The 14,042-nt window shown below is 42.3% G+C and carries 10 protein-coding genes and 1 pseudogene; 2 read left to right on the forward strand and 9 right to left on the reverse strand.

Going from position 1 to position 14,042, the window contains the following annotated elements; translation table 11 throughout:
• Positions 1 to 215: 215 nt before the first annotated feature.
• The 7 genes and pseudogenes from AACX33_RS01590 to htpG all read right to left on the reverse strand — a co-directional run bounded on the left by AACX33_RS01590 (position 216) and on the right by htpG (position 9,436).
• Positions 216 to 902: a pilus assembly FimT family protein gene (locus tag AACX33_RS01590; protein ID WP_194002740.1), complete on the reverse strand. Its 687-nt coding sequence runs from the start codon at positions 900 to 902 to the stop codon at positions 216 to 218.
• A 25-nt stretch (positions 903 to 927) separates the two neighbouring features.
• Positions 928 to 1,896, reverse strand: a complete 969-nt coding sequence (gene hpsC, locus AACX33_RS01595) for a hormogonium polysaccharide secretion pseudopilin HpsC (RefSeq protein ID WP_322744544.1) — start codon at positions 1,894 to 1,896, stop codon at positions 928 to 930.
• 215 nt (positions 1,897 to 2,111) lie between these two features.
• A complete protein-coding gene (hpsB, locus tag AACX33_RS01600; RefSeq protein WP_194002742.1) occupies positions 2,112 to 2,828 on the reverse strand; it encodes a hormogonium polysaccharide secretion pseudopilin HpsB in 717 nt (238 codons plus the stop codon).
• 23 nt (positions 2,829 to 2,851) lie between these two features.
• Positions 2,852 to 5,731: pseudogene (hpsA, locus tag AACX33_RS01605) on the reverse strand (hormogonium polysaccharide biosynthesis protein HpsA); the annotation flags it as partial.
• Positions 5,732 to 5,772: 41 nt separating this feature from the next.
• Positions 5,773 to 6,246, reverse strand: a complete 474-nt coding sequence (locus tag AACX33_RS01610) for a hypothetical protein (protein ID WP_322744545.1) — start codon at positions 6,244 to 6,246, stop codon at positions 5,773 to 5,775.
• Between the two features lie 552 nt (positions 6,247 to 6,798).
• A complete protein-coding gene (gene rpmB, locus AACX33_RS01615) occupies positions 6,799 to 7,035 on the reverse strand; it encodes a 50S ribosomal protein L28 (protein ID WP_194002744.1) in 237 nt (78 codons plus the stop codon).
• A gap of 436 nt (positions 7,036 to 7,471) precedes the next feature.
• Positions 7,472 to 9,436, reverse strand: coding sequence for a molecular chaperone HtpG (htpG, locus tag AACX33_RS01620; RefSeq protein WP_194002746.1), 1,965 nt, complete (start codon positions 9,434 to 9,436; stop codon positions 7,472 to 7,474).
• A gap of 277 nt (positions 9,437 to 9,713) precedes the next feature.
• Here htpG and AACX33_RS01625 point away from each other — a divergent pair, with 277 nt between their 5' ends.
• Together AACX33_RS01625 and AACX33_RS01630 are read left to right on the forward strand one after the other, a co-directional pair.
• A complete protein-coding gene (locus AACX33_RS01625) occupies positions 9,714 to 10,199 on the forward strand; it encodes a PIN domain-containing protein (RefSeq protein ID WP_194002748.1) in 486 nt (161 codons plus the stop codon).
• Positions 10,183 to 10,407, forward strand: a complete 225-nt coding sequence (locus tag AACX33_RS01630) for a hypothetical protein (protein WP_194002837.1) — start codon at positions 10,183 to 10,185, stop codon at positions 10,405 to 10,407. The genes AACX33_RS01625 and AACX33_RS01630 overlap by 17 nt, the downstream gene beginning before the upstream one ends.
• Before the next feature lie 40 nt (positions 10,408 to 10,447).
• Here the strand turns inward: AACX33_RS01630 and clpB are convergent, their stop codons facing one another.
• On the reverse strand, positions 10,448 to 13,102 hold the full coding sequence (gene clpB / locus AACX33_RS01635; protein ID WP_194002750.1) for an ATP-dependent chaperone ClpB: 2,655 nt from the start codon (positions 13,100 to 13,102) through the stop codon (positions 10,448 to 10,450).
• A gap of 429 nt (positions 13,103 to 13,531) precedes the next feature.
• Positions 13,532 to 13,966, reverse strand: a complete 435-nt coding sequence (gloA, locus tag AACX33_RS01640; protein ID WP_194002752.1) for a lactoylglutathione lyase — start codon at positions 13,964 to 13,966, stop codon at positions 13,532 to 13,534.
• Positions 13,967 to 14,042: the final 76 nt, after the last annotated feature.

Below are 14,042 nucleotides of genomic sequence, written 5' to 3' on the forward strand. Positions count from 1 at the left end.
CCTTATACCAATTTAATATAAAGATGCATAAATAGAATTTAACCCGAAATCCAGTTCCCCTCCTCGCTTGCGGGGAGGGGTTAGGGGTGGGGTCGAAATAATATGCAGCATCACAAATAATTGGTATTACGTTTTTATTTTGCTATCTAGGAGCAGTTTTTTATACCGTATTTTTACTGAATTTTATCATTTAGTTTTAGCAAAAGACAATTGATTTAATTACATTTATTATCTTTCTCTGTTATCGTTGAGCCTAAAAGAGTTTTCACAATCACACAGCGCTTCGTATCATTAGCTGATGCAGAATTACCAGCACCGCGTAGAACTACAGCAATTTTTAAGCCTTTGGTTTCGTCATTTCCATTTACTCCGCCAAAGTTAGCCTTTGGCAAACTTCCCGTGTAATCAAAGGTAATAGTTTTCGCAGTATTTAAATAATTGTAATTTACATTTAAAGCACCAGTCGCATCAGTTTTATTGGTATCAGTCAGATTTGTTAAAAGGGCGATTTTGTCAGGTTTAATATCTACACTCTCGCCTAATTTACGCCAAGGAAGTGGGTTGGGAAGAGGCGTTGTAACTTGATAAACGGCAACTTCGGAAATATTACCATTAGTTCTAAAACTCACACTGTAATTAAGCTTTTGCTTTTTAGCGTCTCGCTGTGCTTGTTGTAAGACAGATAAAACAGCTTCATTAGCTTTATTTACCCGTTGTCTATTGACAAAACCCAGCCATCCTGGAGCAGCGATCGCAGCTAAAATTCCCATCATAATTAGCACGGCTAGGAGTTCGATCAATGTAAAACCAGCATCTTGCTGATTGGATTCAGATGCTAAAACTCGTAGTTTGCTTGGGAATAATTTGATATTCAACTTTTCTCTTATGTCATCAGCAGCCATTGTTTGCTCCTTTGATTTTAAATATTTACCTAACTAAGAATCCCCGTCCTTTAACTCTTACACTGGTTGTCGGGAAATAAGTTTGATTACCAGCAGTGTAATTGATTTTATTTACATCGTTTTGAATACGAGCCAGTACATTACCTCTAATCAATAGCTGTGCTGTTGTATTGGCTGTATCTACACAAGCATAAAACCCTGTTATATTATTTGCTGGTGTTACTGCTGACCATGTAATTTGAGGATCTGTGGAATTAGGAGGACAAGTAGCGTTTAGTCCTGGCGGATTTTGGGTTTGATCAACATAGTCAATCAAAACGTTAGAAGGGTTAGTATAAGCTACACCTGCATTTTTTTTCCATGCTTTCATCCCCTCTGTTAAATTTCCCGTCTCTTTAAAAGGTAAAAAACCTGGATCGGGACAGTTGGTACTATTCACATATTTGAGATCAGCACTATATCCTGGACAAGTTACACCACCTGTACTAGCTCTTACACCATCTTTAATTTGCCATCTAGCGATGCGAGCCGCCTTTGACCAAGTAGCACTAGGAGTAGCATCTTTGATTAAATAGTACGCAACTAAAGAGTAAACAAAAGCATCATCTGCTGACCCATCAAATGCTGTTATGACTTTAGGAACTAATTCTCGTTTCCAAAAAACTAGTATGGGTGACTTTCCCGCATCACCGGGGTAAAGTAATTCAGATTTTATTGCTTCCAGTCCATCAGCATCATAGATATACACCGCCTGCTCCATATCACGGGAAATGTAATTGAGAGCATTTTGAATTTCTTCCTCAGAATTGGCCTTAGCTTGCTCCCTGCTGTCTGTAGTCAGCACATTAACCATAAAGCCTAATAATGGTGTGATGATTAAAGATGCAATGACCAAAGCGACTAACAATTCAACCAGAGTAAAACCACTAGGCTTTTGCCTAACTTTGGAGCTTTTGATTTGGCTCTTCAGAACAAATTGGATTATCTTCATCATCTTGGTCTGCTCCTTTTAGTAAATATCCACAGCTTATACATTGTCAGTTTTTTTCCACTAGAAAAAAGTTGGCGTTGCTGAATCAAAATATCAAATACCAAAATTACCTTTCTTTTTCTTTGTTCCTTTGCGCCTTTGCGCCTTTGCGTGAAACAAATTCATACTTTCAATCAGCAACGCCAAAAAGTCTGTACTTCAAATCACCACTTGGCTAATTATTGACAGTTTTGGTTATTTCCGTCCTTAGCAGGTACTATACCAAGACGCTGACATAAAGCCTCAAAGGAAGTGCGACCATTGGCAATATCCACTGTTCTTTCAATTAGTGGTGCTTGTCTGTTACCCACTCCCGCAGTCACAACTGACGCTGTTTTTTGGATGCTAACATCACTAGCTAAGAGAGGTTTAGTAAAATCAACATCTCCTCGATAAACCCGAACGGCTAGACGATAACCGTCATTGGCTGCACTTCCTGTGACTATAAGTTGACGTGCTTGAATGTAATATTCCTCAAATTTGCTTTGTGAGGTACAACCAGTCTGACTAGTGTGGCAAATGCTCTCATCTTTTTTAACGAGATACAAATTGCTCGCATTTGCAGGAACTGGCATCTGTGCCAAACTAATTAAATTGTCTGCCAAATTTCTAGGCTCGGCTGCGGTTGCTGCTTCTAATAGAATTTTGTTGGCTGCATTGAATTCACCAGGGGCTTTAATTGAGCTAGTTCTCAAAGCAGTAATCAATGTATTTACGACTTGAGTTGCTTTTTCTGCCCGTCGAGATTGGACACGGGTTGCTGTTGAGAAGACCAGCAAGGGAGATACACTAGCCAATAAAATGGCAACGACAACTACCCCTAAAACTGACTCAATAATCGTAAAACCCGAATCACTGGAAGATGAAGTTTTTTGCTGTGGTTTCCGTTTAATCATGACTTATCACCAGGTTCTCAATTTTAGGTTTTGCAGATAGCGGGACGTTGCTGAACATCTTGGATGGCATATTGAGGATTTTGAAGGTTTGTTTTACCACATAACAAATACTCTACCCATTTGTCATCTCGACTAACTTCCCGGAAATATTCACTTGGTGAATTTGAGCCTAATACCAGCTTTTGGGCAAATAAGTCAGGGGATTGAGACAGCAATGCTACATCATAACCCCACTGTCTCCTGGGAGCAGTGTAACCAGTACCGATACCGCTACTAATCGAAATCCTATAATTACGTGGATCGTTGCCGTTGGTGGTAAAAGATGTCTGAAATGGACCTGTGGCATAGAGACTCTTTTTCACCTGAATGAACGAACCGAGAATATTGGTATTTACGCCGTCCCAGTATTGCATAAAGCGGACAAAATTATGTAGACCACCGTTATCTTCGGAATCAACATTTTCGTTGTTAACAGTGACTTTAGGACGTATGGGGTTATCTCCGGCGGCCACAATTAAATTGAAAGTGGTTTCCTGCCCTATTTGTAACCAGTTATCCCCTTGTGCGGCATTGCCATTGGCAGTTAGATTAGTAGGAGTAGCCTGAGGGTGTTTGAGTTGCAATATCGGTGGATTCAGTGCTGTGATATTGCCAGCAGGATTTACAACTGGATTTAACAGAGGGATAGAGACGTTGTTAGGTGGTTGCAAGATGTTGTTGCCAGGATTGAGAAAATTAAATTCAGCAACTTTCCCGTTTGTATTAACACCAAGGGCTTGAACCGGTGTTTTTAATGTTCCATCTGCATTTCTCGCAAAGGCTATTCTGCGGGGAGCATCGTCATCGAAACATTTGGGGCCTTTGTTATTTTCAGTTTTAAACGTTTCTGGATCGTCGAAGACATATCCAGTTTTCAGCCTATTGTTATCGGGATCTCCATTTTTACCAACAATTTGACCCTTCTCATTGGTATTGCCTCCACCGTTACCACAGGATGTCTGAATAGTCCAGTTGTTAGGATTGCTACAATAAGTTGCTACATTTACTGTTTGGTCTGCGCTTCCTTGTAGACTTACTGTTCCTGTTCCAGTCAGTTTATTGACATTTTTTACAGGACAAACTTCTGTGAGGTATGCCCCTGGTCTCACCCTCAGAGCAATAGGTGTCACAAAGTTATTCAAGTAGGAATTGAAATAGTCGCCTCTAGGTCTACTATTCGCGGTGTTATCAGCCCAGGGTGCTTGGGTGACAAAGTTATTAACTGTTGAATAACCATCCAGGCTGATGTCTTTAGGAATGAATGAAAACTTACGAAAGTTATCCGCAGTAGGCACTACTGGGGCAGGGTTGACTGTTACATCTTCCCATCCTGACTGATCACTCCAGTCGTAATCACCCTGATTACGGAATCCTTCTATAAAGTTTCCAGAGAGTAAGGTAACAACATCAGCCAACACAGTAGCAGGTCGCCATTTATCACCAACGGGACAAGTATCAACCCCATTTTCCAGCCGTTTCGGGTCTTTTGGACGACAAGCAAAATTAGGATCTTTTGTGCTACGAGTGTAGAAATTATTCCAACCAGGAAGTGTTAGCTTTTGCGTGAACTCCTCTTTCGTATGTAGATTAAAGTTGCCTTTAACATAGGCCGGCAAATTGGTAGCTAAAATGAATCCTTTCTCCGCATCACGGTAATCCTCTACTCTCAACAGTTCTGAACCGTTGACGAGCATAATGGCGTTAGGACGACGAGTCGGATCAACTTTAAAGTCTAAGGCACTATTTGCGAGACTCCCGTTCAGATTATTAGTACCGTCAGGATTAACAAAGTCACTCTGATCTGGCAAGGCATCATCACGAGTGGCATAGATCAGACCACTATTGGGTAGTAAGTATTCTTGGGCTGGGCCACCTGCACCGATGGTTTTCTTGCGGAGTAGGTCTAGGTCTAGGACTGTAGCTCGAGTTTCGATGATTTGTCTGTCTTTAACAGGCACATCATATTGAGCAGCATTTTGAAGTGGATTAAGACTATTTGCCTTCACTTCTCTGGGAGCTAAGAAGGTGATTTCTCTAATTGCACCGTGAGGAATGACAGGGTTGCTAGTGACAGGTGTAAAACCTGCGTAGTAGTCTGGGTATCCGATTCTAATGGCGCAAAGTTGAGCATCAATAGCAGACTGCTCGGAAAGAGTGCGATTCGCGGCTGTTTTGGCTAGCGCTCTTGCCATTAGTCCATCATCAATCAACCGTCCATTTGGATATTTTAATTGAGCTTGGTACTCTAGCACCGCCCTCTCCTTAGAGTTAGGATCTCCAGATGGAGGTGGTGGGTAGACTATACCGTTGTTGGATAAATCGTCCTTGGTTAAACCTAAATTAGTCGGTATATCCTTCTCCTCAACTTGGGGGATACCTGCCGCAGGGGGTAAGACTAAACCTTTAAAGTTTTTTGTGTTACTAGCTGTAATGCTGTTGGTCGGATTATAGTAACTACTTACACAAGCTATCGGTCTGGGATTTTGTGCATCGTATCCAGCCGATTTGTAGTGATAAACTGCCGTAGCCCGCATTTGCAGATATGGAGTATCTGCTTCTTCATTTATACCTGTTGAGATTGGGTCATCTTGAATTTTACGCCGTTTATAGGTGATTAATGAGGGGTCTTTATTGGGGTCTGAAATGAGCCCGGAATACATCCAATATGGTCGAATATGCTTAATCGTGTTAGTGAGGGGATTGAATAGAGGTACTGGACTTGTATCTGGCCAAATGGTTTTGACTACTTGAACGAAACGAGTAGGATCAGGTTCGGCATCTCTATGTAAATAAATCCCGGCACCAGTAACGACTCGCAAGCCACCAACTGGTTCTGTGGGATCTGATGGTACTCTAGCTGCGTCTAATTCCCATTCTCCATCCCGGCTTGTATCTCCTACGTCAGCTAATGTTTGGACTCTGTGACGTTATTATCGGTATATGTCAGCTTCAGTGGTGTTTCGTCACCTAATGTATATTCTTCTACATATGCTTTCAAAACATCGTCTAATGCTTTATCGGTTGGTGTTGCTCTTGGTAAGCGTTTGTCTTGAAATAGCTTACTTAATTTGGCTCTACCTCGATCAAGTGCTGGAGTTGCAGCTGTCAAAACAGCTTGATCTACACGGACATTACTAGCATTTTGCGCTCGGTTAAATGACCGTAATGTAATGGCTGTGGTAACCAGAACCACTACTATTGATACCATTGCCACCGTGGGCAACACGAAACCAGCATTTGCCGAACTTGGTCGTTTCTTGGTGACGAATAATGTTCGCAGTAGCCAGACGATTCTCTTTTTAATTGCAGATATAGAATTTCTGCCAATTCGGGTGAAAATATTGGTTATTGTCTTGACTAGACGGCGTTTTTGTGACATAGATGCTTTCCTGTCAAGTGATTCTTGCGGTTAAATTGTTTGGTGAGTTCTGATTTATGCCTGATGAATGAGTCGGCAGGCATGGTTTTAATTTTTATTGACAATTTGTTGCTATATTGAGCTAACTCCACAGTGAATACATCATCAAAACTTTATTAATGCTTGTGTCAGTTATATCATCTATAAAGTTTTTAGCTTTTAAGGAAAATACTGATTTTTGTGAGATATTTAATTCATTAAGGATGAACTTAGTAACTCCGTGATTTTACTTGTATTTTGCAAGTCTGTATTTCTACAGCAGTCAAGTTTATAAATATAGGGCGGAGTTTACTTATGTTACCCATTTATGCAAAAAAACATATCAAATCAAAACAAAGTATAGCTGGGGAGTAGGGAGTAGGGAGTGGGGAGTGGGTTAAAACCCTTTTGGTGTCTAAGTTTGATTATCCGTTTATGTCTTAACCTCCTTGGCGGTTGCTATAAGATGAAAAAACTAAAAACCTCCCGCATATGGGGAGGTTTCTGGGCTAACTATTCTCTTATTTCAAAAGTTTAGTAATGATTCAGATTAATACCAGCTTCTTTAGCCATTGCTTCTAAGCCTTTAGCATCTAGAGTTTTGATGGCTTTGGTGGACAGTTTCATTCTCACCCAGCGATTTCCAGCAGCCCACCAAACACGCTTGTTTTGCAGATTGGCGTGCTGGAGGCGTTTGGTACGGCGGTGAGAGTGAGAAACTGCAAAGGCGTTATTTGCTTTTCTACCAGTTAGTTCGCAACGACGAGACATAGCAACTATCTCCAAATTTCTATTTCAATACAACCTTTCTATTCTAGTCCCGATTCGGTGTTAGCTGTTTGGCGTGGCGAGAAGTCGTTAGTATGGACTGCGCGGACTCTGGGATTTGTTTGTGTTCGATTGATGACTACATAGCACACCAAGGGCGAAGAAGCTCACCCCCAACCCCTCTGTGACTTTCTAAGGGCGAAGAACCTCACCCCCAACCCCTCTCCTTAGTAAGGAGCTACGGTCTACACACAAGTCCTTCCTGCCTGCGTTTGAGCCTGTTTCGCCCCCTAAATCCCCCAAGTTTGGGGGACTTTGAAAATTCTTGTTCCCCCATAATTGGGGGTTAGGGGGCGATTCGATCACTTGTGTGTACACGGTAGTTACTAAGGAGAGGGGAGACTTCTTCAGTAATTCAACGGTGATCAATTGGCTATTTTTACTTGCTAACTTGTTCTGTCAGCTTAGTAAGCACGTCATTGGATCGCTCGACGAAGGATTTCATTCCTTCTGCGTCAAATCCTTTTTGAGTCATCAGCGCTAAATCATAAACGTGTTGACAAATCATATTCACTAATGGATCTGTCGATGACTGACCATCTTCCTGGATAATACTACTTTGGTTGAAACTTGCGAGGTTTTGAATCAGGGGATGAGCAGTATTGACTAACAAAATATGCTCTTCGGGAAAATCTGCATTCTGTTGTTGCATCATGGCGTTCATTTCCCGCAGACGACGCATAATTTCTGGTAATAATACGATCGCTGGTGGTGTTCCTTGGGGGTCGTCGGATTTCAAGGCTTCGGTACGGATGTTCAGTTTGGGTTTGTTGAGGGATTTCTCAAATAGTTCTTTGATGACCTCACTTTTGGTTTTGTTGGTGGTGGGGTCTACGATTTCCCCGGTTTTGTCTTGTTCTAGGAGGGTGTTATCTAAGTCTGAATCTACGCGGGTAAATTTGACCTCGGAGTATTCCTGTTCGAGGAAGTTGATAAAGTGGGTGTCGATGAAGGAGTCCATAAATAGGACTTCTAAGCCTTGATTTTTGTGCAGTTCTATGTATGTGGATTGGCTGGTTTCATCGGTGCTGTAAAATACTCGGTTTTCGTTGCGTTCTTTGTTACGTTCTAAGTATTCTTTCAGGGTGGTATATGGGAGACTGGATGTGTTTGAGGGGACATCTTGCCACGCATCGCCTTCGGAAGATTGGACTTCTACGGCTGGGGTGGCGGCTGGTTCTGGGAGTTTAGCTGTGGTGCGGAAGACGATGATGTCTTGGATTTGTTTTTTAAATTTCTCGTCGTTGAGGACACCAAATTTAACAAAGGTGCTGAGATCCTTCCAGGCGCTGATGTATTGTTCGCGGTTTTCACGGTACAATTCTTTGAGGCGATCGCCTACTTTCTTGGCTATATAGTCGCCGATTTTGCGGACTGTGCGATCGCCTTGTAATGCACTCCGGGACACATTCAAGGGAATATCTGTACTATCAATCACACCCCGCATAGGCATGAGAAATTGGGGGACAATCTCTTCACAGTTGTCACTGACAAAAACTTGATTGCAAAATAGCTTGGTTTGCCCTTTGGTGACATCAACATCGGGGCGCATTTTGGGGAAATACAGAATCCCGTTGATGATAAAGGGGTAATCAGTATTTAAATGCACCCATAACAATGGTTCTTCCTGAAATGGGTACAAATAGCGGTAAAATTCTAAATAATCTTCTTTAGTCAAGTTATTGGCAGATTCGCGCCAAGGTGCTTTTTGCTGGTTTAATATTTCACCGTCCAGTTTAATTGGCACTGGCATGAAATCGCAGTATGTCTTGACAAGATTCTTAATTCGTGCTGGTTCTAAAAATTCTTCTTCTTCGCCTGCGAGGGTGAGAGTGATAGTTGTCCCGCGAGTGGTGCGGGGTGATTCTGAGAGGGTGAAGGCTGGGGAACCGTCACAAGTCCAATGGACGGCTTGCGCCCCTTCTTTGTATGAGAGGGTATCAATTTCGACGTTTTGCGCCACCATGAAGGAGGAGTAGAAACCCAAACCAAAGTGACCGATGATTGGTTGGTCTGATTTGCCTTCATATTTGTGAATAAATTCTTCGGCGCTAGAGAAGGCTACCTGATTGATATATTTCTTCACTTCTTCGGCGGTCATCCCAATGCCGTTATCGGTAATGGAAAGGGTTTTTTTGTCTTTGTCTATAGCAAGTTGGATTTCTGGTTCACCGATATCTCCCGCAAATTCACCGGCGCGGGATACCATGTTCAGCTTTTGGATGGCATCTACGGCGTTGGATACCAATTCCCGCAGGAATATTTGATGGTCTGAGTAGAGAGATTTCTTGATAATGGGAAAAATATTTTCAGTATGAATACTGATGGTGCCTTGTTCTAACATGATTGGTAATTTTGATTTAATGAACTGAAATTATGTTTGTGGCAGTTACAAGCCAGCATGGCATGATACCAACTAGGATTTTAAAGGTATTATCCAGGCGATCGCACCTGATTTTTAGGATTGTTTGCCGCCATGCTATATGCGGATTTCCGTATTCCTGGTAGATTAATAGGAATATGAGCCAGAATACTGATGGGTTTTGTCGAAGTTTACGAGTACACAAATCAAAAGCAGATTACGGGTTGGTTCTGCGGCAAAATTACTGGCTTTAAACACAATGAGTCAACAATATAAACTTTATCTTGATGCTTGTTGTTTGAATCGTCCGTTTGATGACCAGACACAATCTCGTATTTATTTAGAAGCACAGGCAATTATCACAATTCTGAATAAATGTCAATCAGAGACTTGGAAACTTATCAACAGCAGTGCTTTAATCGCGGAATTAAACCAAACACCTGATTTAGAAAGACTACAAAACGTCAAAAAATTACTCTTAATTGCTAAAATCAAAGTTATTCATAGCCCCTTCATTGAAGATAGAGCAGCCGAACTGCAAAAATTAGGATTCTCCAGCTATGATGCCACACACATCGCTAGTGCTGAAAGAAGTCAGGCTGATGTATTTCTGACAACAGATGATAGACTCTTCAAAAAAGCCCAAATAAATTCTCAATTAATTAACGTCAATATCAATAATCCGGTTCAATGGCTGGCGGAAGTAATACAAGCCGAGGACAGCAATGATGAAAACCCAAAATGAAATTATCAAACAGGGCTACGATGCCTTAATCAATTCTCTGGGAGTTGCCGATACTATTCGATTTATTCAATATTTCCATCCCGGTAAAGCAGATTATACCAAAGAACGTCATCAATGGCTAGATGAAAAAACTTTGGCGAATGTGTTGATGGAAATCAAGGAATTGCCCGAAGATGACACCAATCAATATGAAGAAATTATTGAGTAGGATGATTGCATGAGGGCTGAAGCCCCCACTACAAACTTTTTCACTCTAAAACCTTGACAGAAGATGGTGAAACTATGACTTTAACGGGCATGGTTTTACTGAAACTTAAACCCTGTTCTTCTTTCTCGATGAAAATCGTGTCTCCAGGGATAAATGTATTCTCTAATAATTTGGTAGCCAGAGGGTTTTCTACTTCTCGCTGAATTGCCCGCTTCAGGGGACGTGCGCCGTAAACTGGATCATAGCCGGCTTCTACTAAGTAATCACAGGCGGCGGCGGATATTTCAAAGGAGATTTTTTGATCTCGCAGCAGTTTTTCTACCCGCTTCAGTTGAATGCGGATGATATGGCGCATCTCGGTACGGCTGAGGGCATGGAAGATGATGATATCATCGACGCGGTTGAGAAATTCGGGGCGGAAGTGCGATCGCAATGCATCTGTTACCCGTGTCTGCATCATATCGTACTTGGTATCATCACCGGAAACGTCTAAAATATATTCGCTACCGATGTTGCTAGTCATTACTATGACTGTATTCCGGAAGTCTACGACTCTTCCCTGTGAGTCAGTAATTCTGCCGTCATCTAACACCTGCAATAAAATATTAAATACATCTGGGTGAGCTTTTTCTACTTCATCGAACAGCACCACCGAATAAGGGTGACGGCGCACAGCTTGGGAAAGTTGACCGCCTTCTTCATAACCCACATATCCCGGAGGCGCGCCCACTAAACGAGAAACCGAGTGTTTTTCCATATACTCGGACATATCCAAACGGATTAAAGCATCATCGGAATCAAAGAGAAACTGTGCCAATGCACGGGCTAATTCGGTTTTACCTACCCCTGTGGGTCCCATAAACAAAAATGAACCAATGGGACGACCGGGGTCTTTCATTCCCGCACGGGCGCGACGAATTGCGGCGGATACGGCTGATACGGCTTCATGTTGTCCAATGACTCGTTGATGTAAATGAGTTTCTAGTTGCAGTAATTTGTGCCGTTCTGATGCCAAGAGACGATTTACGGGGATACCTGTCCATTTGGCGACAATTTCGGCGATATCCGACTCTGTGACTTGTTCTCGCAGCAGAGTAGAACCTTGGTTTTGAATTTCTAAAAGTTGGGCTTCTTTGGCTTCGCGATCGCGCTGCACGCCTTCTAATTTGCCATACTTCAATTGGGCAGCTTTATTCAAATCATAAGCTCTTTCTGCCTGCTCAATTTGCACCCGCAAAGCATCTTCTTCTTTCTTTAAAGTACTGATAGCCTCTAATAGCTGTTTTTCCCCTTGCCATTGTTCATTAAATTCTTGCTGTTTTTTCGTTAAAGAGGCAATTTCTTGCTCAATGCGCTCAAAACGCTCCCTAGCTGGTGCAGTTTCCTTTTCTTCCCCAGCCAATGATAGCTTTTCCATTTCTAGCTGCATCAAGCGGCGGTCAATGGTTTCCAATTCGGCGGGTTTGGAGGTAATCTCCATTTTCAACTGGGCGGCGGCTTCATCGACCAAATCAATGGCTTTATCTGGTAAAAAGCGGTCAGCAATATAACGGGCTGACAATGTAGCCGCAGCGACTAAAGCTGAATCAGAAATTTTCACATTGTGGTGAACTTCGTAGCGTTCCTTTAATCCCCGGAGAATGGAAATGGTATTTTCTACGCTAGGCTGATCCACAAATACTTGCTGAAAACGCCGTTCTAAGGCCGCATCTTTTTCAATGTGTTTGCGGTATTCATCTAATGTTGTCGCGCCAATACACCGCAATTCTCCCCGCGCCAGCATGGGTTTGAGTAAATTTCCGGCATCCATCGCCCCTTGTTGACTCGAACCAGTCCCCACAACGGTGTGCAGTTCATCAATAAATAGGACAATTTGACCGTTAGATTCTATGACTTCCTTGAGGACTGCTTTCAGACGTTCTTCAAATTCGCCCCGCAATTTCGCCCCAGCAATTAAACTGCCGATATCTAAGGAAATCAACTGGCGATTTTTCAGAGATTCTGGGACATCTCCATTTACCATACGCTGTGCTAACGCTTCGGCGATCGCAGTTTTACCCACCCCAGGTTCACCAATCAGCACGGGGTTATTCTTACTCCGGCGAGACAATACTTGAATTACCCGGCGAATTTCGTCATCCCTTCCAATTACTGGGTCTAACTTCCCTGCTTTGGCTTGTTCTGTTAAATCTCTACCAAATTTCTGCAAAGCTTCATAACGAGATTCTGGGTTTTGGTCTGTCACTTTTTGGCTACCGCGCACACTTTTGATATTGGCTTCTAACTTGGCGCTATCCGCGTTAAAAGCTTTCATTATCCGCCGTCCGATACGTTCATCTTCAGCGAAAGCCAAAATTATATGTTCTACCGAGATGTAGGCATCCTGCATCCTCACCTTAACTTCTTCAGCCTTATCGAGTAAAACATCTAAGTTACGACCAAGATAAAGCTGATCACTTTTACCAACTTTCGGCTGACGCTGGGTAAATGCTTCTAATTGCTGTTGCAAGCGGACGGGATCAACTTCAGCGCGAGCGAAAATCCTGATAGCTAAACTGGTAGGTTCTTGTAAAAGGGCAATAATTAAATGTTCAACATCTAGTTGCTGTTGTTGATATGCACGGACTATATCCTGAGATTTGACAATTGCTTCCCAGGCTGTATCAGTAAATTTATTGGGATCTGTAGGCTGCATTTTTAAGGATTTTAGATTTAGGATTTTTAGGAAAGTGGCTGGGATGAGGAACTGGGAAGGAGGTAGAAGTATTCAGACAGTAGCTGCGGATGAGAATAGTGTTACCTCATTTTGATAATTTTCCAGTATCCACCTCCCAAAACATTATCCAAATATTAACAATGTATATCAGCGTGTAACTGCGGTGGCAATCTGGGATTCTTAATTGGTAACAGTTTGACGCTTTACTTCTATCTCTAATTTAAAACGAAATTATCGTTATGCGGGAACTTTGCTAGATTCTGTGTAGTTCGTAATTCCTAGTTAGTTGGGATTTATCCACTGGTAAGGGATCACTGGCTGGGAAATTCCGCAAATGCGATCGCCCAGAACAGGCAAGATGCCTGTTCCACAAGAAAATCATCAAGTCTGGGAATTTGGGCAGATATCTTATTTGGTTACCAGTTTTTCGGCTGAGTCCTGTGGTGCGGCTGAAGTTTGATTTTTCAGTTGAATCAGTTCAACTTTATACCCATCTGGATCTTCCACAAAAGCAATTACTGTAGAACCGTGTTTCATTGGCCCTGGTTCCCGCGTGACTTTACCGCCAAGCTGTTTAATTTCTGCACAGGTACTGTAAATATCATCAACGCCAAGGGCAATATGACCGTAAGCGTTACCCAAGTCGTATTTTTCTACTCCCCAGTTATAAGTTAGTTCGATGACGCTGTTATCACTTTCGTCACCGTAGCCGATAAAAGCCAAGGTAAATTCTCCGCCTGGATAGTCTTTTCTCCGCAATAATTTCATACCCAGGAGATCACAGTAAAATTTTAAAGACTCTTCCAGGTTGCCTACCCGTAGCATTGTATGTAATAAGCGCATAAATTCTCCTGATTAGTTCTTTACTAATTTTAATGGGGAGTGGGGGAAGAAGCAGGGGTGCAGGGAGCAGGGAGCA

Origin of the sequence: Nodularia sp. LEGE 04288 (genome assembly GCF_963896525.1) — a bacterium.
GTDB lineage: Bacteria > Cyanobacteriota > Cyanobacteriia > Cyanobacteriales > Nostocaceae > Nodularia.